The following is a 21924-nucleotide window of genomic DNA, read 5'->3' as shown; positions in this document are numbered from 1 at the left end:
TTATTTGGAATTTGGAAATTGTTTTTTGGAATTTTTCATTTCTTGTCCTAGTTCAATGCCCACCTCTTTTTTCTAACGCAACTTTGTACCATAATAATCACAATAAAAAATAACTCATTATGGACAGAAAAGATTTTATAAAAAAAGGACTGATGGGAACCGGAATGTTCGTGACATCAGCAACAATTGGCGATGTGATGAAAAACGACATCGACGAGATTAAAGAATTAGAGCCAGTTGGTTTCAATCATATTCCCAATACCGATTCAAAGGTTTTAGAAAGCACGGTTTTGCACAAAGCCAATACCAGAGGCCACGCCAATCACGGTTGGTTGGATTCGCACCACACTTTTAGTTTCGCCAATTACCATAATCCAGAACGTATGCACTTTGGTGTATTAAGAGTTTTGAACGACGACCGCGTGGATGCCGGAATGGGCTTCGGAAAACATCCGCACGACAATATGGAAATCATTTCGATTCCGCTTGAAGGCGATTTGCGACACGAAGACAGCATGGGAAATAAAGCGGTTATCAAGAAAGGTGACATTCAAGTGATGAGTGCCGGTACTGGAATTTTCCACAGCGAATACAACAACAGCTCCGAAAATTTGACCAAGTTCCTGCAGATTTGGGTCTATCCGAACAAGAAGAATGTTTCGCCTCGTTACGACCAAATTACCTTGAACGAAGCCGACCGTCATAACAAATTACAGCAGATTATTTCCCCAAATGCAGACGATGAAGGGGTTTGGATCCATCAAGATGCGTGGTTTCACTTGGGTGATTTCGATAAGGATTTCAACACCACTTATAATCTTAAGAAAGCTGGAAACGGAATCTATGCCTTTGTCCTTAAAGGAGATTTTACAATTGGAAACATTGAATTGAATCAGCGCGACGGACTTGGAATCTGGGATACTTCTTCAATTACTATCAAAGCAAATTCACAAGATGCACAAATTCTTTTGATGGAAGTGCCGATGATGATGTAAGATTAGGCAAAAGTAAATAGCCAAAAGGCAAGAGTTATAACGAATAACTTAATAAAAATAAATAATAGTAATAAATAATAAAAATCAGAAATTATGTCAACAACAAAATGGTCAATCGACCCAACACACTCAGAAATTGGTTTTAAAGTAAAACACATGATGTTTACAAATGTTTCAGGTAGCTTTCAAAAATTTGATGCTACGATTGAAACCGAAGACGATAACTTCGAGAATGCAAAAATTGAATTTACAGGCGATGTAGATTCAATCACAACAGGAAATGCCGACCGTGACAAGCATTTATTGAGCCCTGATTTTTTTGATGCAGAGAAACATCCAAAACTAACGTTCAGTGCTTCGTCTTTCAAGAAATTAAATGAAGAAGAATACGAATTGAAAGGCGATTTGACGCTTAACGGCGTTACAAAGCCAGTAAAATTGGATGTAGAATTTGGTGGATTGGCAAAAGACCCTTGGGGAAATTTGAAAGCCGGTATGTCCATCACAGGAAAAATCAACCGTAAAGATTGGGGATTGAATTGGAACTCGGCCCTTGAAGCAGGTGGTGTGCTGGTTGGTGAAGAAGTGAAATTGAATATCGAATTGCAGTTTGTAAAACAATAAATAATGATAAAGATACTCTACATCGGGAGGCATGCCGAAATCCTGGAAACGGTTGTTCGGTTGCTGAATGTAAATGAGGAATGGTTGGGTATTGGTGCATCAACCGATGAAGAGGCTTTGGAAATGTTTTCCAAATATGATTTTACTCTTGTACTGCTGGGTTGCGGGATTGAAGAGGAAAGTGAGCATCTCTTGATAACCGCTTTCCGGAACCTGAAACCTGATATTGTCATCATCCAGCATTATGGTGGCGGTAGTGGTTTGCTCAGGAATGAAATTACTTCGGCATTAGAGGTTGGTTAACTGGAAACTGCAGGCTTATGGCTTGCAGTTTTTTTTTGTGTTTTGTATTTGGATTTTTTGAAGTTGTCGGAGGGAATTTTGAAATTCCTTTAGAGATTTACTATTGTAGGAAATAAATTATTACTTTAGTGGGGAATAAAATCTACTTTATCATACTTATACGCCTTATTTTGGGATATGTTTGATAAAGTCATACATATAAACAAATTCGTGGCAATTTTTTAAAACGATATCTAATCATAAAGCAATTATATGGCAATAGAATTCCCAGGATTAACAATTAACGAATCGGACTACAAAACAAAACATGGTAAAGGAAGAATAGCCGTGTTTTTGTACGCGGGAAATAAAGACCCTAGACAGGTATTAGATTATGCAATTTATCAATACGTAGGCAATAATGGTTATCACGAACTTGTAGACGCAAATATGGACAATCCGTGGATGCGTGTTATACTTAGTGATATCAATAGTATTGAACAAAAACAATTCGACGGAGATATTCACAAAATTGATGCAAAATTAAATGAGGCACAATAAGGTAATTGAAGAAAAATTTGCTTCAATAGTAGATTCAATTTGTTAGGATATCAGTCCAAGATAGGGCGAAGACAATTCATCCACGAAGCCAGTCTAAGATATCCAATCGCTGACTCAATTACGGGAAACGGGATAGCAATACATAGAGTTGTCCTAGAGAAATTGCACCCAAGTTTTAAAAGTAAAAAGATTGACTTAGTAATCTATAATAATTCTTTAACAAAGGCAGCAAAGAAAAGTGATAAAGACTTACTTGAGTTTTATGAATTCAAACTCGCTAAAAGCGGTACCGCAAAAGAAAATGGGAAAGAGCATCAAAGAGTTTTTGACGATGTTGTACGTCTTGCATATTGCAATTCTTGGGAAAAAAAAGATTGCTTTTTCCTGATGTGTGGAACTTATGAAGAATTTAGGGCTTACTTTGTTGGCCAAAAGACACTGGTTGTAAGTAATGGAAAAACAAACACAGTAAAGACTTCTACTAAATTAAATCCGAACGCACCAAATTATGAAGAGTGGAAACCCGATGGGATATACAAAGATTGGTTTAGTTTTGAAATTGGCGAATCGAAAGTCAAGGTTTTTAATAATGCAAACCAAGATTGGGGTTTATTACCTTTTCAAAAAAACTACAATATAAGGCATCCAAAAAATACTTTTGGAACCAGCATAACTGTTAAAACAACTTGTTTAGCAATATCTCCCGTAGGCGATAAAAATAAAACTCATGTCGCTGGAATATGGAAAATCGAAGGAAGTTAAAACTGCCACCAACAGCCGGTAAGTGAAATCGCTGAGAATCTGCAAGATTCATGTTCTGTTTTCACGAAGAAATATTATCTTGTTAGAGAGAACTCAGGTCGCATTGATCAGCGACTTCGCTTACCGGCGAAACGTTAGCAAACATATTACAGACCTACAAAGATGAACTTTAGCATTAAAAAAACAATAATACTTGGAGTAATAGTCATTAATTTACTAGGTGCTTGGGCCTTTTATGATATGTTTTATGGAAAAGAAAACTCTTTCGATTATTCTAAAAGAGCATTAATTATTTCATCAAAAATCAGAAAGATAGAAACCGATCTGGGAACATGGAAATTAAATGATTCAATATTTGATTTTTACAAGGATTACAAAGTTGAATTTGAGAAACGAAATGACATAGAATCGTTTTGTAGAATTATTCAGAATTCTAAACCAAAATATATTGAAAGTCGAGCTCAGTATTTTATTGATATTTATTTAAATAAAGTTGATATGGAACCTGAAATACGACTATTACGAACTATGTCAAACGAAGTATATTTCGAGTACGAAGATTATACTTATGAAGGAAAAGAATTAGCTGAGTATATGGAAAAGAATAAAACTAAACAATAATAGTTTCCTAACAGCTTTTTCACACAATGGCTGAGTTTTTTTCTTAGGAAAAATATTCAATTGGAAAGTTTCTTATCTTTAAAACTATCCCTGTCTAATAATTCTTCTCATCCTGTTTTAAATTCATTCAAGCACTAAAACTTCAAGTCCAGTACTTTTCACAATAAAGCTTTTCAAGAATAATAATGTCTATTTCGGCGCCGAAACGCTTGGGTAGTAGCTCTACTATGTCCATTTCGGTGCCGAAATGCCTTGTATATAGCTATAGGGTATCCATTTCGGCGCCGAAACGCTTGGGTAGTAGCTCTACTATGTCCATTTCGGTGCCGAAATGCATATATAGTAGCTCCACTATGTCCATTTCGGCGCCGAAATGCCTTGTATATAGCTATAGGATGCCCGTTTCGGCGCCGAAACGTGTTGATAGTAGCTCCACTATGCCCGTTTCGGTGCCGAAATACATAATCTCTAGCTATCAGATGCGCATTTCAGTATTTAAATTACTCCTGAAAACCAAATCTTTCGCCATTTAGCCCTAAAGCATTCTCCTTAAATATTACAACCTTTCTGCCCTAAACTATAAACACACTTCCGGGCAAAATCATCATCTTTGTAGTAAAATTTAGTCAGAATAGAATGTTTTTATTCGGCTTAAATTGAAATCCAAAACATTACTGCATTTGAAAAAGTACATCAGAAAAGGGTTGCGAATACTGGCTTGGACGTTGGGAATAATTGTTATATTACTCCTGATCCTCCTTATTGCGATTCAGATTCCTGCGGTTCAGAACCTGATTAAGGACGAAGCGGTCAGTTATCTGGAAGACAAAATCAAGACCAAAGTGGTGGTGGACAATCTTTCAATTTCGTTTCCGAAGAAGGTGGTTTTGGAGGGCGTTTATCTGGAAGACCAACAAAAAGACACGCTTTTATACGGAAAGAAATTGGCGGTTGACATAAGCATGTTCAAGCTTTTGAGCAATACGGTGGAAATCAACTCGATTGTTTTGGAAGACATTGTGGCGAATGTTTCGCGCAACAATAAATCGGAATTCAACTTTGATTATATCGTCAATGCCTTTGCCTCGAAGGAAGAAAAAAAAGAGGATTCGGCTCCAATGGAGTTTTCCATAGGGAAAGTGAAACTCGATAAAATCCGCGTTAAATATGACGATGCGATCACTAAAAACGACATCAGTCTCAACCTGAATCATTTTGACACAAAAATAGAAGTGTTTGATTTGAATGAGATGAATTTCGAAATTCCGAAAATCACCTTGGATGGTTTGGCCGTGCAATTGAAGCAAGGAATTGTGGAAGAATTAGCCCAGCAAACTGAGGAAGTTGTAGAGGAACAATCGAAAAATCCGACGTTGAAATTAAAGTTGGGCGAAATTAATTTGTCCCGCATCAACCTGGGCTATGAGAACGAAACCACGAAAATGGTGACACAAAACACGCTTGACAAACTGCTGGTAAAATTCAACGCGATTGATATTGAAAAACAGGACATCGATATCCAAAGCCTTGCTATCAGCAACATCAAGAGTTCAGTAGTGTTTGGAAAATTGGCCAACAAACCGGTAGCAACCGAAGTCGACACGGTTCAGATTGCCAAGCAAGACAACAACTGGAAAGTAAAACTCAACAAAGCCGACCTGAAACAGATTGCGGTTTACTTTGATGATGCCAATTCGGCTCCGCTTAAAAAAGGAATCGACTACAAACACCTTGACATCAAGGATTTCAACCTTGAAGCCGAAGACCTTGCCTACTCTACTACGACCATTTCTGGAAGCATCAATAATTTCAAGGTGAAAGACAAAAGCGGTGTGGACATTCAGAACCTTCAAACCGATTTCTTTTATGGCGAAAAAGGGGCTTCGCTTAAAAAACTATACCTGAAAACACCTCAAACGGAAATCAAGGACGAGATCATCATTGGCTATGCCTCTCTTGATTCCATCAGCGAAAACATTGGCGATTTGGAAGTGAAAGCTTCCATTGATGGCAGTAAGATTGGGTTTAAAGATGTATTGCTTTTTGTGCCAACCTTGGCCGACACCAATCCATTCAAGAGCAATCCGAACGCCATTTTGCACATCAACAGTGAGGTTTCGGGGAAGGTCAGCGACATCAATATTCCACAACTTGAAATTTATGGTATTGGAAGAACAAAAGTCAGCGCGAGCGGAAGAATTACTGGTTTGCCTGATGCGAAAACGGCGTACTTGGACATCAATTTGAAGAACTTTGAATCGTCTGCCAAAGACCTGAACGACTTTGTTCCGAAAGGCACGATTCCAAATAACATACAACTTCCAGCAAGCTTTAGAGCTAAGGGAACGTTTAAAGGAACGCTTGATAATTTTAGGACCGATATGAATTTGGCGACAAGTTCCGGGAATGCGAAAGTGAAGGCTTTGTTTGACAGCCGAAGAAAAAATGCCGAACGTTATGATGCGGTGGCTTCGCTTGATAATTTCGATTTGGGAAGGTTGTTGCGTAATGATTCCATCGGAAGAGTCAGCTTGAATGCGAAGGTGAAAGGAACGGGATTGAATCCGAAAACGGCGAATGCGGTTGTGGATGCGAAGTTGATTAAAGCAGGATTCAATGGCTATACGTATAAAAATTTAGACCTAAAAGGAAACATCAAAGGCGGAAATTTCAAGGCTGTAGCCGATATGAACGACCCTAATTTGACGTTTGATTTGGATGCAGAAGGTGGATTTGGCGGTAAATATCCGAAGGCGAAAGTCAAACTGAACGTGGACATTGCCGATTTGGATAAACTAAATCTCCACGCCGGACCGATGAAGTTGAAAGGAAACATTGATGCCGACATTGAAACCGCAGATGTGGATTATTTGAACGGAACGATCAATGCGACCAACATCAATATTGCGAATGCGAAAGAACAGTTTATTTTGGATACTATCAGTATTGTTGCAACTTCAACGGCTGAAAGAAACTCCATAGTGGTGCAGTCTCAATTTGTAAAAGCAGATGTAAATGGAAAATACAAGCTTTCGCAGATTGCAACGGCTTTGCAAAATTCGATTGCAAAATACTACGACACCAATCCTTCTGCCAAAAAACAAACCACCGAAGCACAGCAAGTTGCCTTTACGCTTGACGTAAAAAGCGACCCAATTTTGATGAAATTGGTTCCTGAATTGAAAAGTTTGGAGCCTATCAATATCTCTGGAAGATATAATTCTGTGAACGATACTATCATTTTAAATGGTAGAATTCCGAAAGTTGTTTACGGCACCAACACCATCACTAATGCCGTTATTGATGTGAATACCGAAAATGATTCGTTGGTGTATAATGTAGTGGTAGATGATATTCAGAGTGGAAAATTGAGATTGCCTTATACTCGAATTTCGGGTGGTGTGAATGATAATGTAGTGGCGTATGACTTGCTTTTGAGAGACGTTGCCGACAAAGACCAATATGCGATTTCAGGGAAATTGGAAGCAAAAGGAAACAATACCGAAGTCGTTCTCAATCCAGAGTTGATGCTGAATTATCAAGACTGGAACTTGCCTGCCGATAATAAATTGGCGTTTGGAAAAGACGGCATCTTGGCGGATAATTTCGAATTGAGCAATGAAGGAAGCTCGTTGAAGGTACAATCGCAATCAAACACGCCGAACTCCCCTATTGCAGTTGATTTTACTGATTTTAAAATCGAAACCATCACGAACATCGTTCAGATGGACAGCCTTCAAGTGGCAGGGAAATTGGACGGAAATGTGTTGTTGCGCGACTTGAAAAACAATATGGTCTTTACTTCTGATTTGAATATTCAAGATTTTAGTTTCAGAAAAGATACTTTGGGGAACATCAACATCAAGGTGGATAATGAAACGGCGAATGCATTCAATGCAAAAGTGGCGATTACCGGGCAAGATAATGCAGTGAATCTTGACGGAGTTTATCGTTCGGACAACAGCAGTTTCGATTTGAACCTGGATATCGACAAATTAAATATGAAAAGCATTCAAGGCTTTACGATGGGCAATTTGGCCGAAAGCACTGGATTCTTAGACGGACAGTTTAAGATTACGGGAACCGCGAGTGCTCCAAACGTGAACGGTGACTTGCAATTTAACGACGTTGGATTTAAAGTGACGCAACTGAATTCCAAATTCAAATCCATCAACGATAAAATTACGGTTGACGGAAACGGATTGAACTTTAGAGAGTTTACGATTACTGATGAAAACGACAATACATTGGTTTTGAAAGGTAGTGTCTTAACCAAGACTTTTACTGATTTTGGTTTCAATATGGACATTGAAGCGGATAATTTCAAAGCCGTCAACTCCGGTGCAAAAGACAACGATGTATATTATGGTGAGTTGTTTATCGATACGCGTTTAAAAGTTCGTGGCGACATCAGCAAACCTGTTGTAGAAGGGAATATCAAGATCAATGAAGATACTAAATTTACGATAGTATTGCTTCAATCTGACCCGTCTTTGGTGGACAGAGAAGGCATTGTAGAATTTATCGATCAGGATAATCCACCAATGATTACGAATGTTTCGGTAAATGATTCGCTTAGCAAAACGCAATTCAAAGGCATTGATGCTTCGGTGAATATTGAGATTGACAAGGATGCCGAGCTTTCCATAATCATCGATAAAGGAAACGGTGATTATTTAAAACTAAAAGGAGAAGCGCGATTGAATGGTGGAATTGACCCATCTGGAAAAACATCTTTGACGGGACGATATGAGTTTACGGAAGGTTCGTATGAAATGACCTTCAGTGCCATCAAACGAAAATTCGACATCAAGAAAGGAAGCTATATTCTATGGACAGGTGAGCCTACTTCTGCCGATGTGAGCATTACGGCGGTTTATAAAGTAGCTGCCGCACCTATCGATTTATTGGCACAATCTCAAACCACTGATGCCACTTATCGTCAAAGAATTGATTTTGAAACAGAATTGAAAATGAATGGAGAGTTGCTAAAACCAGACATTACTTTCGACATTGTTTTGCCAGAAGGTAATAATAACGTTTCGACTACCATTATCAATCAAACACAGACAAAGCTCGCACAATTAAGACAAGAGCCTTCTGAATTGAACAAGCAGGTTTTTGCCTTATTGCTTTTGAATCGTTTTGTAGGAGAAAATCCTTTTGCAAGCGAAGCTGGTGGCGGTGGTGCAGAATCGATGGTTCGACAAAGTGCGAGCAAGATTCTATCGCAACAAATGAACAATTTGGCTGGCGATTTGATTTCGGGTGTTGAGTTGAATTTTGACTTGGAATCGACCGATGATTATACGACAGGACAAAGAGAAAACAGAACTGATTTGAATGTTGGTGTTTCCAAAAGATTGCTGGACGACCGATTGAAAGTAACCGTTGGAAGCAGTTTTGGATTAGAAGGTCCACAGCAAGCCAATCAAGAAACCACGAATATCGCTGGAGATGTTGCCTTGGATTATCAACTGACGAAAGACGGCAGGTATATGGTTCGAGCCTATCGCAAAAACCAATACCAAGTAGCCTTGCAAGGTCAGGTTGTGGAAACTGGAGTTGGATTCATCATCACGATGGATTATAATAAATTCCGTGAATTGTTTCATAGAACCCAAGAGGAAAAAGACTTGAGAGCGAAAGAAAAGCTGGACAAGGAAAAGAAAAAACAAAAGGAACGAGAGCGAAAAGAAAAGGAAGCACAAGCCACTAAAAATAAATCAGATGAATAAGAAGCACTTACTTTATTTGTTCGGAATTCTGCTTTTTGCGAGTTCGTGCAGCAACACCAAATATTTAAAAGATGGTGAATTGCTTTACACAGGCGGTTCGGTAAAAGTGGAAGGAAAAGATATTCCTAAGAAAGAACGCAAGGCTTTAAAGAAAGAATTGGAAGATTTATTGCGGCCAAAACCGAATGCTACTATTTTAGGTTTGCGTCCGAAATTATACTTTTACAATATTGCAGGAGAAACAACAAAGGACAAAGGTTTCAGACATTGGTTGAAATATAAAGTGGGCCAGGCTCCGGTTTTATTTAGTCAGGTTGACTTGCAATACAATGCAGATGTGCTTCGAAATTACTCTGAAAACAAGGGCTATTTTAAAGCGCAGGTTACCTCCGATTCCACCCGCAGAAAGAAAAAAGCTACTGCGGAATATGTGGTGACTCCAGGAAAACAATATAAAATCAAATCGGTAACCTTCCCTACTGATTCCTCCGATGTAGCAAAAGCCATTCGAAGAACGCAACGTAGAAGCTTGCTGAAAGTTGGAAATGCGTATGATCTAGAAGTTATAAAATCCGAAAGAGAAAGAATCGACGAGCGTTTGAAAGAACGTGGTTTCTTTTATTTTGGACCTGATTTTATAAAAGTCCAAGTGGACAGTACCGTTGGAACACAACAAGTCGATTTGATTGTAAAGGTAAAAGAGGAAACTCCGGAGCGTGCGAAAGACATTTACAAAATCAATGACATTGTGGTCTATCCGAATTATTCGCTTCGTGACAGTACAGCTAATGCCGATAACAATCCAATTGAATATAAGGATTTTACAATCATTGATAAGGAAGACACATTTGATCCACGAATTTTCGACCGAACGTTGTACTTCCATAAAGGCGATGTTTACAACCGAACCGACCATAATTTATCGTTAAACCGATTGGTGAATCTGGGTACTTTTAAATTTGTAAAAAACCAATTTAAGGTAGCCGATACCACTGGAAATTATCTGGATGCCTATTACTACCTCACGCCTCTTCCGAAGAAATCGTTCAGGGTTGAAGTGTTGGGTAAAACCAATTCTGCCAACTATACGGGTACGGAATTGAACATCAATTGGAGTAACAGGAACACTTTTAAAGGTGCGGAATTGTTGACCGTTTCTGCATTTGGAGGAATGGAAGTTCAGGTTTCTGGGCAGAATAATGGTTTCAATGTCTATCGAATTGGTGGTGAAACCAGTTTGATTTGGCCACGATTTATTGGACCGTTCCGACTAAAATCGTCCAGCGGATTTGTTCCGAAAACCAAGGCCACTTTAGGGTATGAATTTCAACAGCGTTCCAAATTATATTCGTTGAATACTTTTAAAGGTTCGTTTGGTTATTTATGGAAGGAAAATATCCGAAAGGAACATCAATTGAATGTGACCGATATAACCTATGTTAGTCCGCAAAATGTAACGCCTTTGTACGATAGTTTGGCCAATCAAAACATTGCACTACAAAGAGTCATCGACAAGCAATTGATTTTTGGTCCGACCTACACTTATACCTATACCAACACGATGCGCAAAAGAAAGAAGCATACGTTTTATTTTAAAGGCGGTCTTGATTTGGCAGGAACAATAGCTGGTTTGGCAACCGGGGCCGATGTAAAAGCGGGAAAAGAAAAAGAAATTTTGGATGTTCCTTTCAGTCAATTTGTTCGTTTGGAAGCTGATTTCAGACATTATATGCGATTGGGAGAAGAAACACAATTGGCGAGTAGGATTATTGTAGGTTCTGGTTTTGCTTATGGAAATTCGCAACAAATGCCTTTTATCAAGCAGTTTTTTATTGGAGGAACCAATAGTATTAGAGCGTTTAGAGCGCGTTCCATCGGACCGGGTTCATCTGAACCAGTAGAAACAAATACTTTCCTTCCCGATCAATCTGGTGATTTAAAATTAGAGCTAAATACAGAATATAGGACTACATTGTTCAGTATTGTGAAAGGTGCTGTTTTCATTGATGCTGGAAATATCTGGATGCTGAATGATACAGATGAGAAAAAGAATTTCTCGAGTAAATTCCTAAACGATATAGCAGTTGGAACCGGTGTAGGTTTGCGTTTCGATTTATCGTTCTTGGTATTAAGAACCGATTTAGGCTTTCCGATAAGACTGCCTTATGGCGATAAAAGATGGGTTTTAGACGACATTGCTTTTGGCGACAGTTCTTGGAGGAAACAAAATCTTATTTTTAACCTCGCAATCGGATATCCTTTTTAACTTTGCAGGAAATTCTTGCTTGCTTTGAACGATAAAATCTACAACAAAACCAATTTCCATCGACATACTTTTTGTGTTTTCAAAGAGGTGAAATTGGAGCAACTTATTGGCTTAAAACCAAATTATAACAGCAAATCGGGAAGCAGTTATTATTTTACTTCAGATGGAGTTTACCGTGTTTCCAATCATTGGGGAAGAGCGGCAAATTGCAAATGGCGTTTGCAGTCTTTGGAGGAAGTTTCGTCTGATAGAACCAGAGCCGGATATGCCAATTGGAATGAATTCCACACCGATAATGATCTCCAAAAATTATATTTTATAGAAGTCGATTTTGATTCCAATAGCGTCAACTACAATCATATTGGCAATCAGACGGAAATTCAAGCCATGTTGCGAACAGCATCTGAAACTACTAAAAGAATCAAGCAAATCAGGCTTCTATTCAAATCCGATGATTGGGCTAAGCATTTGGATTATGATGACTTTGAATCACTGAGAAAACATATCATACAACAATTAATTTCTACTGATAAAAGTTTACAAGAAATAAAAAAAGCACTTTTTCTGTAAAAGAAAAAATGCCTTATTATCAAGAAAAACTATAAAAAAACTAAAATTAATAAAGATTATTTCTTCGCCTGTGCCTTGTTTTTATTCCTAATAGATAATAAATAAAACAAAATTCAAAAACAGCAGAGGCTAAAAGAATTAACCCAATAATTCCAATAACTGTTTCAAGTAATTCATCTCCGAATAGGTGCATGAAAAAAGCAGCAATACAGGCTAAGCCCAAGAGAAGCCTCACGAAGCCATCTCTTCTGTTTAGATTTTTTTTCATTAAGTAGGTTGTTTTAGATTTGGGAAAAATTTGGACAAGCAAACGTTTAATGATAAAATTACCGCCCCCAGTTATTTCATCCGGCTCATCCAAATTTTCATTAAAAGTAGATTTAATAATCTAAAATTCAATTATAAATGTGATAAGCTTGTGTTAAATTGTGACCAAATTATGACTGGAAGGGATGAAACAAAAATGACCGTAAAAAATTGGTTTACATAATTTTAAGCCGTTTCAATAATTCATCAGAAAAAGACTTCGAAATTGGTATTTTGGTATCGATGATGGTAACGTATGGTGTTTCGAACTTGGATAAATAATTGAGATTTACGATATACGATTTATGTGTTCTGAAAAAGTTATTCCTATTTAATCTCTCCATAAAACCAGACATCGTAGCACGGATGATTTCCTTTTTATTGTGGGTGCAAATTTCGAGGTAGTTTCCATCGGACTTTATCCAGAGTATGTCGTTTATGATGAGTTTGGTATATTTAAATTTGTCTTTGATAAATAAGGCATCTTTTATAATTAATGTGTCGCCATAATTTGCGTCTTCCTGCGAAATTGGATCAGATTTCTTCGCAATATTAAACATTGCTATTTCTATAGCTGTATAAAGCTGTTCTTTTTTAAAGGGCTTAACGAGATAATTTACGGGATTTACTAATTTGGCGCGTTCTAAAGTGCTAACATCAGTATAAGAAGTAGTAAAAATAAATGGTATTGAGAAGCGTCTATTGATTTCCTGGGCAAGCTCTATACCGTCACGCTTTCCCGAAAGATTAATATCCAATAAGATTAGATCTGGTTTTTCATTTTCCAAAACGGTAATTGCTTCATCAAAATCTATTGCAATACCTATTACATTATAACGCATATTTTCCAATATGTTAGTCATGTCTTCGGCAATGATTAACTCATCTTCAACTAGTAGTATATTAATCATAGATTACAGGATTAGGATCTGGGAGATTGCTAATGTAATTATTTTTTAACATCTAAAAAAAAAAATGTTAATTTGAAGAGTACTGCGCTTTTAAATCTTTAAACTTAACTACAAATGATGTGCCTCTATCTGAATTAAAACTCATTGTTCCTCGTAATTGACGGCTCAAAATGCTCACCAATTTTAAACCTAACGATTTACTTTTTTTAGGATCGAAATCAGCCGGTAGACCATTTCCGTCATCGTTCACATCCAACTCGTATTCAACATCCGAAAGGGCTTTTATCTTAATCTTTATTTTGCCTGAATCCCTTTTATTAAAAGCATATTTGTAGGCATTGGAAACCAATTCATTGACTATCAATCCCAAAGGAATGGCTGTATCGATATCAAATTGGATATTGGAAGCATCTACATCAACTTGAATGGATTTGTCGTCGCCCACAAACATTTCCGATAAGTAAACCACCAGTTCCCGAAGATAGTTCTCAATATCCACATTGCTCAAATGCTCCGATTGATAAAGATTTTGATGGATCAAACTCATCGCCTGCACACGACTCTGCCCTTCTTGAATGGACGAAAGCACATTTTCATCTACAATATGTTGGGATTGGATATTGAGCAAACTTGAGATAATCTGCAGATTGTTTTTTACCCGATGATGAATTTCCCGCAATAATGTTTCTTTTTCTGTCAAGGATTGTTGGATTACTTCATTTTGCTTTTCAACTGTTTTTTTCTGTTCGGCAATCGTTGCTTTCTGTTTTTGATTCTTTTTAAGGTTAAAGAAAATGCCAAGGGTTAAAACCGCAACGCAAAACAACACAACCATCACAATATTTTTCATGTTGCGTTGCTCTTCGGTTTCTTGGTTAAGTTTATGCAATTTCTCTCTCTGAACCAGCTCTGCATGATCTTGAATTTTATCAAAATCATACTGCATTTGCATCTGTGTAATTTTTTTATCCTTTTCAGCATTAAATAAGGAATCGTTTATTTTCTTAAACAAAACCTGATTTTCAAATGCTAGTTTATAATTGGAACTCGAACTATAAATTTCCGAAAGGTATTTATAGGCATTTTTTTGCGATAAAAGTAGTCCAGATTCCTTTGCCGATTCCAATCCTAGATTGATGCTCGAAATTGCTTTTTGGGTATCGCCTTTTTTAAAGTAGCAATAACCTCTGTTGATATTGGAATTGGCAATACCCGATTTATCGCCTATTTCATTGCAATAGTCAATCGCTTTTGAATAGAATCCAAGTGAGGTATCATATTTTCCAAGCTTAAGGTAATTTTCGCCAATAGATTGGTAGGCTTCCGCAAATTGATAAGGATTATCAAATTCCTTCCCAAGATCCAATGCTTTATGGAGAATTTCTAGGGATTTTTCATGATGACCCTGCTCTAAATAAATGTTACCAATATTGCTGTAGGTACTTGCCGTTCCAAACCTAGAATCAAGAGTATTCAATTTTTTGAAAATGTCAATACCCTTTGTGTAATATTCTAAAGCTTTCTTATAGTCCTTACGCTGTTTGTATGAGATTCCAATATTTATATAAGTATAACCAACGGAGAGTTCATCTTTCATTTTTTCATATCCTTTTAAAGCCTTGAAAAAATTACTTACAGCTTCTGGGAAGTTTCCTTTCTTACTAAACACAACTCCAATCTGCGCATCATTGTGTGCAACTTGCAGATAGTCCTTTAATTCCTTAAAAATTTGATTAGAACTTCTTAAACTTTTTAATGCCAAGTCGAAGTTTGACCTGCTGCTGTGAATCCTTGCCAAATCGGCATAAGAATAAGCTATTCCTTTTGTATACTTTATCTTTTTTGAAATATCAAGTGACTCGGTGGCATATTTAAAGGCATTATCTGGCTCATAATTTACGGTATAATAATACAAGTCATTGAGCAGATGAACCTTTACAGTATCCGCTAAAGTAAGGGATTTACCTTTATGCAGCTCGTTATATTTCCTTAAAGCGATATTAAGACTATCTACTTTGCTTTGCTGAGCATTGAGCGAGACAGCCAGTAACAATAAAACTAAACCAATTATTTTTTTAATAGTTAACATCATAGGTAATTTAACTATGTAAAAATAAAAGATTTAAATTCAATATTACATGTTATTTTTGATGCAAATAAAAACATCCTGCATCAGGAAATATTATTTACCAGAGATAAATAGAATAGTAAACATAACATAAACAACAAGCATGGTGAGGGAGATAGAAACCCTGTGCATGTCAAAAAAACGAGAACTAGTTCTCACAAATCTTTTTATAGCTTTCCTTTCCATAACATCAATTTTTATATTCTTATTTCAAAGTTCACAAATTTAATTCTTACTAGAATCTTAAATGTTATGAAATTACTTTATGAGGTTATGAAATTTGGACATTAAGGGGTTAACAAAAAAAAGGACCAGCATTTGCCAGTCCCTAATAAAATATTTACTCAAATTAGTTTTCTAATGGTAAAAATCCAAAATCCTTCGAGTAGCTCAACATCTGTTCAGCAAACGATTTTGGCTGTGTTACCAGGATGTCGATAATCTTTCCGTCATCGTCTAATTTTGGAACCAAAACCGGATTGATAAAACCATTGTAAGGAGGCGATTTGAACTTCTCATTTCGCGCTAGAACCTCTTTATGAATCGCCTGATCTACTTTTACGCCGTAGTTCTCAACCAAAGCTTTCCCTGCCTTGAAATCGCCTTCAGATTTGATTCGCTGTGTTTCTTTCAGCAATTCACCAAACAATGCGTGCAATTTTTCATAATCAGTAATATTGAAATACGTCTTTCCGTCACGAGTAATTTTCTCAATCACGTTGTCCTTCTTCCCTTTTTCAAAAACCCAGGCACTCACCCATTGGCGGTTTCTCATGTGCGCTTCTTCGATGTTTGCTCCCGGCTCCAAACGGATCAGTTGTGTCATCAAACCATTACGGATATAACCATCATAAGCCGCCTTTCCTAGGCTTTTCCAATCGTCAACCAAGCCTAATTCCTGCAATTTTGGGTTATACAGATAAAATAATCCAACCAAATCAGCTCTTCCTTCTTCCAAAGTTGAAGCATAGCTTTTCAAGGTTTCCTTTGGTGTTCCTACACCCGGATTGATTTGTCCCGAAGCATGTCCCACTACTTCATGCAAAGCCGTATGCAACTTTCCTGCTAATTCACCGTATTTTTCCTCAAGGGCAATTTCGTCCTTGTCGTTGGCAAATTCCTTCAGCTTTTCCGTACCGCCCGATTTACTGTAAGCATCGGTGATATTCCCTAAAGAAACCGATTTTGAACCGTGTTCTGCACGAATCCAATCGGCATTTGGAAGGTTCACCCCGATTGGCGTACTTGGAGAAGAATCGCCGGATTCTCCAGCAACCACAACCACTTTATAGGAAACGCCAACCACGTTTTTCTTTTTATGAGCCGGCATCAAAGGCGAATTATCTTCAAACCATTGTGCATTTTCAGCAACTACCGCCATCTTTTTTGACATATCAAAATCATTGATTTGCACTACGCTTTCATACGAACCTCTGTAGCCCAAAGGATCATTATACACCTCAACAAAACCGCTGATGTAGTCGATATTTCCTTTGGTAGCTTTTAGCCAAGCGATGTTGTAATCGTCCCAAGTTTTCAAGTCGCCCGTTTTGTAATAGCTGATCAACAGCGCCAAAGCATCGCCTTGTTCTTTATTCTCAGCAACGGTTTTTGCTTTTTCTAACCAATAAATGATCTTGTCGATAGCCGCACCATACATCCCACCGCTTTTCCACACTTTTTCTTCCAATTTTCCGCTTGCATTTCGAACTAATTTTGAGTTCAAACCAAACGAATACTGCCTTTCTTTATCCGGACTGCTTTTCGTTTTATAAAAATCCTCTACTTCCTTATCGGTAATGCCACTTCCGTAAAAATTGACTGCCGAACCCGCCAATAGACCTTTGGATTCGTCGAGATTCACCTTCTTTGCATCAACATTATTAAACAAAATTTCAACAATTTCTGGAGCCAAAGTCGAGTTTGTTTCCTTCAAAAGCGTGTTGAAGTATTCCTTAGAAAAATCAGGCTTGATTTTGTCTGACGAATAATGGTGGTGGATTCCATTAGAGAACCAAACCCTCTTCAGATAGATTTCAAAGTTTTTCCAATCGGCGGAAGCCTTATCACCGTTATAATTTTGGTAGATATTTTCCAATGCCTTACGGATTTTCAAATTATGTTTGTAGTTCTGATCCCAGTGGATATCACGCCCTGCCGTTCCAGCTTGTGTCAAATAATAAACCAGTTCCTTTTCTTTCAAGGTCAGGTTTTCCCAGCCCGGAACTTGGTAGCGCAATACCTTGATATCGGCAAATTCTTCGGCAACATATTCAAATGGAGCTTCGGCTTTCACCTCTATCGTTTCGGTTTTTTCTTTATTGCATCCTACGAGGACACTGGCTGTCAAGAAAATCCCTGCAATTGTGTTTAATTTCATAATTCATTATGGTTTAATTAATAATTGATGTACAACAAATATAGGAATTCTAAAATTTAGAAATTACTGCACTGCTTTAATAGAAAAATTACTTTCTCGAAGCAAAATACTGCTTCACTTTCTTAATGCAGAACAGCAATGCAAAAAAATTAATCGCAAGCAAAATGAAAATCAAGACACTCATCATCCCAATTTCGAAGACATTCATGAAGATGTTGGGATTCTTTTTTCCATCTAAAATAAAGAAGAAGCTCACTGAAGCTATAAAGGAAAGTACGGCAATTACGATGAGTTTTTTTTGAGAAGTCATGTTGATAAATTTGTATGCAAATGTAAAAAAAACAATACGAAATGAGGAGCAGGATAATACACCTGAAAATCACATAGTAGGCACTTTTTACTTCATTTAAATAATCATACAACCATTATAAATAATATAACCTTTACTTAAATTTAATTTATAACTTTACACCTGCCCTATAATACTTACAAAGCATGAGAATTCTAAAATATATATTCCTCCTCCTTTTGCTCGCCATTATTGGTATCAGCGTGTATGTTGCTACCCAAAAAGGCGATTTTGTAATCGAACAATCGACGGTTATCAAAGTTCCGAAGGAAATTGTTTTCAACTACGTCAACGATTACAGAAACTGGGAAGAATGGGGCTCGTGGAAGGAAGACGATGCTTCGATGGAATTTGTATATCCCGACAACACGGTGGGGCAAGGTGCTTTTTATTCTTGGAAAGGCAGTAATGGTGAGGGGAAAATGACCACCACTTTCGTGAAACAAAACGATAGTATTGCTCAAAAGGCAACAAGCGATTCCAATGAATATGCATCGAACATCACTTTTAAGGATACCGTTGGGGGTACAAAAGTAACATGGCGTTCAGAAGGAAGTGTTGATTTTATGAGCAAGGTATATGCTACTTTCAGCGGTGGTGTGAACAAGATGATGAACAACATGTATGAAAGAAGTTTGAACAATTTGAAACAAGTCATCACGAAAGAAATCAATACTTTTAATGTAACCGTGAATGGTGTGGTGCAAAAGCCTGCTACTTTCTACATAAAGCAAACAACCACTACAAAGCTAAAAGACATGCACTCCAGGCTGAACCCGATGTTGCAGAAGATGATTGCGTTCTTCAAGAACAATTCTATTTCCATGAATGGCAAGCCGTTTGTAATCTACGAAAGTGTGGATACACAGGCGGGAACTATTACTTTTTCGGTGTGTGGTCCCTTGAAGGAAGAAATTTATGTAACGCCTGGAAGCGACATCATCGTAGGTAAACTCGAAGCTTTTTCTGCTCTAAAAACAACCCTTACGGGAGATTATTCGCACAGGGATGAAGCCATAAAAAAAGCAAAAGACCATCTGTCGAAAAACAATATCCAGCAGAACACGGCCTTGAAATATATTGAGGTTTACGTGCAAACCGCATCGGAGGTTAAAAGCCCATCCAAATGGGTGACAGAAATTTTAATTCCTGTACAATCTGCTGTTGTGGTGCCAGTTCCTGTGGTTGTAACGCCTCCGGTGCTTTCTCCGGAAGTTATCACGGATTAATATCATTTAGGTTTTATATAACAACAAAATGTTTTAAATTTTATACATTTGGAACGTTGCCTTCTTTGTATTTAAAATTTTCAATTATTAGTAATGCCTGATAACAACATCCTACCTATTCCCGCAAATGAAATTGAAAGGCTAGATGCCTTGAAACACTATAATATCCTTGACACTTTATCTGAAGAAGAATTTGATGCTATTACCCAACTGGTATCTTATATCTGCCAGGTCTCGATGGCTCATATTTCATTTATTGATGAGAACCGCCAGTGGTTCAAATCTGTAATTGGTTTTGAAGCTTCGGAAATGCCAAGGGAAGATACCTTTTGCCAATATACCATACTTGAAGAGGGATTAATTGAAATTTCAGACACATTAGAAAATCAACGTTTTAAAAACCACCCTGAGGTAACGGGAGGATTAAAAATTAGGTTTTATGCGGGAATTCCGCTTACCACACCAGATGGTTATAATGTAGGAACTTTGTGTGCCTTGGATAGTGCTCCTAAAATTTTAAAGGAAGAACAAAAGAAAGCATTGGCTACTTTGGCAAAGCATATTATTACACAGTTAGAATTAAGAATAACCAACGTAGAGTTACGTCATCAAACGCATGTTGCCAATCTTGCCGTTGCCGCCAAAGATATTTTCCTGGCCAATATGAGCCACGAGATTAGAACGCCAATGAATGCAATTATTGGTTTTACCGATTTGTTGGCACAGAGTAATCTGGATCCGGCACAAAGTGTCTATATCAACAATGTGCAAACTGCTGGGGATAATCTGCTAACGCTTATCAATGATATCCTTGATTTATCAAAGATAGAATCCGGAAATTTATCCATAGAAACGCATCCCTTCAATCTTAAAAATACGCTCAAGCATATTTATGATCTTTTAAAAGTAAAGGCTACAGAGAAAGATTTGGAATTCAATTTATTTCTAGATGCCGATATGCCTGAATTTATTGCTGGCGATAAAGGCCGATTGAACCAAATTATAATGAACCTTGCCGGAAATGCTGTGAAGTTTACTCATGAGGGTGAAGTGACCATTTCGGTAAAGAAAACGGCAGAAACAGAAGACAAATATACTATTAGATTCTCTGTAAAAGATACTGGGATTGGGATTCCAGAAGACAAGTTACAGACCATATTCGAGCGATTTTCTCAAGCTGAAGAAAGTACAACAAGACTTTACAAAGGAACAGGTTTAGGACTGAATATCGTTCAGCAATTGGTAGAACTGCAAAACGGCACCATTGAGGTGAAAAGCAAAATGGGCAGAGGCTCGGAATTTTTCTTCTCTTTGGATTTCAAAAAGGTTGACCTTTCAGAAATGATTCCAGCACAAGAAGTTGTTTCTCCACAAAAATCGGTTGAAAAGCTAAACATATTGCTTTGCGAGGATAATATTTTAAATCAAAATTTAGCCAAAAGCGTTATCCGTAATTTCGGATTTGATTTGGACATTGCCAATAATGCAGCAGAATGTATTGACATGCTGTTGAACAACAAATATGATGTAATCCTGATGGACCTCCAAATGCCAATCAGAGATGGTTATCAGACTACAACATTTATCCGGGAAGAGTTAAAACTTGATATTCCAATTATCGCAATGACAGCCCATTCGCTTGTTGGCGAACAACAAAAATGTTTGGATGCTGGCATGAATGGTTATATCACGAAGCCTTACAAGCAAGCCGATTTACTTAATATCATTATTTCTGTTTTAGACACTAAGCCATTTGATAAAGAACAAGCAATAGATTTTTCCTATCTGGAAGAGCTTTCAGATGGTAATCAGGAATTTATAAAGGAAATGATTGAACTCTTTCTGAACAAAATTCCAGAAGATCTGCAAGAATTAGAAGCCGCAATTGAAGCTAAAGATCATAATTCTATCAAAGGAATTGCACATACAATGCGTTCTTCATTATCCATTTTCAGACTTGAAGATTTGTTTGAGCATTTGGATCCTATCGAAAAGGAAGCCATTGATTCTAGCTTTAGCATGATCGCCTATCAGCACTTTGTGAGCCTAAAAGATAAACTTACCCAGACACTTGAACTTCTCAAAAGTATTTCTCTTAAATAAAAAAGACCGTCTTTGCTGACGGTCTTTTTTTGTATAAGTCCAAAAATCTTTCAATCAAAAAACTTACCAAATCACCACCCTCAAGCTATCCGGCTGATA

16 protein-coding genes are annotated in these 21924 nt (G+C 37.4%); 11 read left to right on the top strand and 5 right to left on the bottom strand.

Annotated features, from left to right (window positions below):
- Positions 1-119: 119 nt before the first annotated feature.
- The 9 genes from ACI6PS_RS10055 to ACI6PS_RS10015 all read left to right on the top strand — a co-directional run bounded on the left by ACI6PS_RS10055 (position 120) and on the right by ACI6PS_RS10015 (position 12419).
- The gene (locus ACI6PS_RS10055; RefSeq protein WP_421012437.1) at positions 120-995 is read left to right on the top strand and encodes a pirin family protein; all 876 of its coding nucleotides are present in this window, start codon (positions 120-122) and stop codon (positions 993-995) included.
- Positions 996-1088: 93 nt separating this feature from the next.
- Complete coding sequence (locus tag ACI6PS_RS10050) at positions 1089-1619, top strand: YceI family protein (RefSeq protein WP_421012436.1); 531 nt, start codon at positions 1089-1091, stop codon at positions 1617-1619.
- Positions 1620-1622: 3 nt separating this feature from the next.
- Positions 1623-1922 carry a hypothetical protein gene (locus ACI6PS_RS10045; RefSeq protein ID WP_421012435.1) on the top strand — a complete coding sequence of 100 codons (300 nt, stop codon included), beginning with the start codon at positions 1623-1625 and terminating at the stop codon, positions 1920-1922.
- Between the two features lie 252 nt (positions 1923-2174).
- On the top strand, positions 2175-2462 hold the full coding sequence (locus ACI6PS_RS10040; RefSeq protein WP_421012434.1) for a hypothetical protein: 288 nt from the start codon (positions 2175-2177) through the stop codon (positions 2460-2462).
- A gap of 39 nt (positions 2463-2501) precedes the next feature.
- Positions 2502-3224 (top strand): hypothetical protein, encoded by a 723-nt coding sequence (locus tag ACI6PS_RS10035; protein ID WP_421012433.1) that lies wholly within the window; start codon positions 2502-2504, stop codon positions 3222-3224.
- Positions 3225-3386: 162 nt separating this feature from the next.
- Positions 3387-3845, top strand: a complete 459-nt coding sequence (locus tag ACI6PS_RS10030; RefSeq protein WP_421012432.1) for a hypothetical protein — start codon at positions 3387-3389, stop codon at positions 3843-3845.
- 680 nt (positions 3846-4525) lie between these two features.
- Complete coding sequence (locus tag ACI6PS_RS10025) at positions 4526-9583, top strand: translocation/assembly module TamB domain-containing protein (RefSeq protein ID WP_421012431.1); 5058 nt, start codon at positions 4526-4528, stop codon at positions 9581-9583.
- Complete coding sequence (locus ACI6PS_RS10020; RefSeq protein ID WP_421012430.1) at positions 9576-11849, top strand: BamA/TamA family outer membrane protein; 2274 nt, start codon at positions 9576-9578, stop codon at positions 11847-11849. Before ACI6PS_RS10025 ends, ACI6PS_RS10020 begins: the two co-directional genes overlap by 8 nt.
- A 24-nt stretch (positions 11850-11873) precedes the next feature.
- Positions 11874-12419, top strand: coding sequence for a hypothetical protein (locus tag ACI6PS_RS10015; RefSeq protein WP_421012429.1), 546 nt, complete (start codon positions 11874-11876; stop codon positions 12417-12419).
- Positions 12420-12465: 46 nt separating this feature from the next.
- Here ACI6PS_RS10015 and ACI6PS_RS10010 read toward each other — a convergent pair whose 3' ends face one another.
- From ACI6PS_RS10010 to ACI6PS_RS09990, 5 genes are all read right to left on the bottom strand, one after another.
- A complete protein-coding gene (locus tag ACI6PS_RS10010; RefSeq protein ID WP_421012428.1) occupies positions 12466-12687 on the bottom strand; it encodes a YgaP family membrane protein in 222 nt (73 codons plus the stop codon).
- A gap of 214 nt (positions 12688-12901) precedes the next feature.
- A complete protein-coding gene (locus tag ACI6PS_RS10005) occupies positions 12902-13636 on the bottom strand; it encodes a LytR/AlgR family response regulator transcription factor (RefSeq protein WP_421012427.1) in 735 nt (244 codons plus the stop codon).
- A gap of 67 nt (positions 13637-13703) precedes the next feature.
- Positions 13704-15728, bottom strand: a complete 2025-nt coding sequence (locus ACI6PS_RS10000; RefSeq protein WP_421012426.1) for a tetratricopeptide repeat protein — start codon at positions 15726-15728, stop codon at positions 13704-13706.
- 385 nt (positions 15729-16113) lie between these two features.
- On the bottom strand, positions 16114-18144 hold the full coding sequence (locus ACI6PS_RS09995) for a dipeptidyl-peptidase 3 family protein (RefSeq protein ID WP_421012425.1): 2031 nt from the start codon (positions 18142-18144) through the stop codon (positions 16114-16116).
- 88 nt (positions 18145-18232) lie between these two features.
- Complete coding sequence (locus ACI6PS_RS09990) at positions 18233-18454, bottom strand: hypothetical protein (protein WP_421012424.1); 222 nt, start codon at positions 18452-18454, stop codon at positions 18233-18235.
- A gap of 185 nt (positions 18455-18639) precedes the next feature.
- Between ACI6PS_RS09990 and ACI6PS_RS09985 the strand changes: the two genes are divergently transcribed.
- Positions 18640-19722: an SRPBCC family protein gene (locus ACI6PS_RS09985; protein WP_421012423.1), complete on the top strand. Its 1083-nt coding sequence runs from the start codon at positions 18640-18642 to the stop codon at positions 19720-19722.
- Between the two features lie 93 nt (positions 19723-19815).
- The gene (locus tag ACI6PS_RS09980; RefSeq protein WP_421012422.1) at positions 19816-21825 is read left to right on the top strand and encodes an ATP-binding protein; all 2010 of its coding nucleotides are present in this window, start codon (positions 19816-19818) and stop codon (positions 21823-21825) included.
- Positions 21826-21924: the final 99 nt, after the last annotated feature.

The sequence above is a fragment of the Flavobacterium sp. PLA-1-15 genome (genome assembly GCF_049060005.1).
GTDB lineage: Bacteria > Bacteroidota > Bacteroidia > Flavobacteriales > Flavobacteriaceae > Flavobacterium.
Note: the sequence above shows the minus strand (reverse complement) of the source record. Positions and strands in the feature narration are given on the sequence as shown.

What these genes read in the sequence shown, in the direction of transcription:
- ACI6PS_RS10055 (WP_421012437.1), top strand. Translation starts at nt 120, where the DNA reads ATGGACAGAAAAGATTTTATAAAAAAAGGACTGATGGGAACCGGAATG.
- ACI6PS_RS10050 (WP_421012436.1), top strand. Translation starts at nt 1,089, where the DNA reads ATGTCAACAACAAAATGGTCAATCGACCCAACACACTCAGAAATTGGT.
- ACI6PS_RS10045 (WP_421012435.1), top strand. Translation starts at nt 1,623, where the DNA reads ATGATAAAGATACTCTACATCGGGAGGCATGCCGAAATCCTGGAAACG.
- ACI6PS_RS10040 (WP_421012434.1), top strand. Translation starts at nt 2,175, where the DNA reads ATGGCAATAGAATTCCCAGGATTAACAATTAACGAATCGGACTACAAA.
- ACI6PS_RS10030 (WP_421012432.1), top strand. Translation starts at nt 3,387, where the DNA reads ATGAACTTTAGCATTAAAAAAACAATAATACTTGGAGTAATAGTCATT.
- ACI6PS_RS10020 (WP_421012430.1), top strand. Translation starts at nt 9,576, where the DNA reads ATGAATAAGAAGCACTTACTTTATTTGTTCGGAATTCTGCTTTTTGCG.
- ACI6PS_RS10010 (WP_421012428.1), bottom strand. Translation starts at nt 12,687, where the DNA reads ATGAAAAAAAATCTAAACAGAAGAGATGGCTTCGTGAGGCTTCTCTTG.
- ACI6PS_RS10005 (WP_421012427.1), bottom strand. Translation starts at nt 13,636, where the DNA reads ATGATTAATATACTACTAGTTGAAGATGAGTTAATCATTGCCGAAGAC.
- ACI6PS_RS10000 (WP_421012426.1), bottom strand. Translation starts at nt 15,728, where the DNA reads ATGATGTTAACTATTAAAAAAATAATTGGTTTAGTTTTATTGTTACTG.
- ACI6PS_RS09995 (WP_421012425.1), bottom strand. Translation starts at nt 18,144, where the DNA reads ATGAAATTAAACACAATTGCAGGGATTTTCTTGACAGCCAGTGTCCTC.
- ACI6PS_RS09990 (WP_421012424.1), bottom strand. Translation starts at nt 18,454, where the DNA reads ATGACTTCTCAAAAAAAACTCATCGTAATTGCCGTACTTTCCTTTATA.
- ACI6PS_RS09985 (WP_421012423.1), top strand. Translation starts at nt 18,640, where the DNA reads ATGAGAATTCTAAAATATATATTCCTCCTCCTTTTGCTCGCCATTATT.
- ACI6PS_RS09980 (WP_421012422.1), top strand. Translation starts at nt 19,816, where the DNA reads ATGCCTGATAACAACATCCTACCTATTCCCGCAAATGAAATTGAAAGG.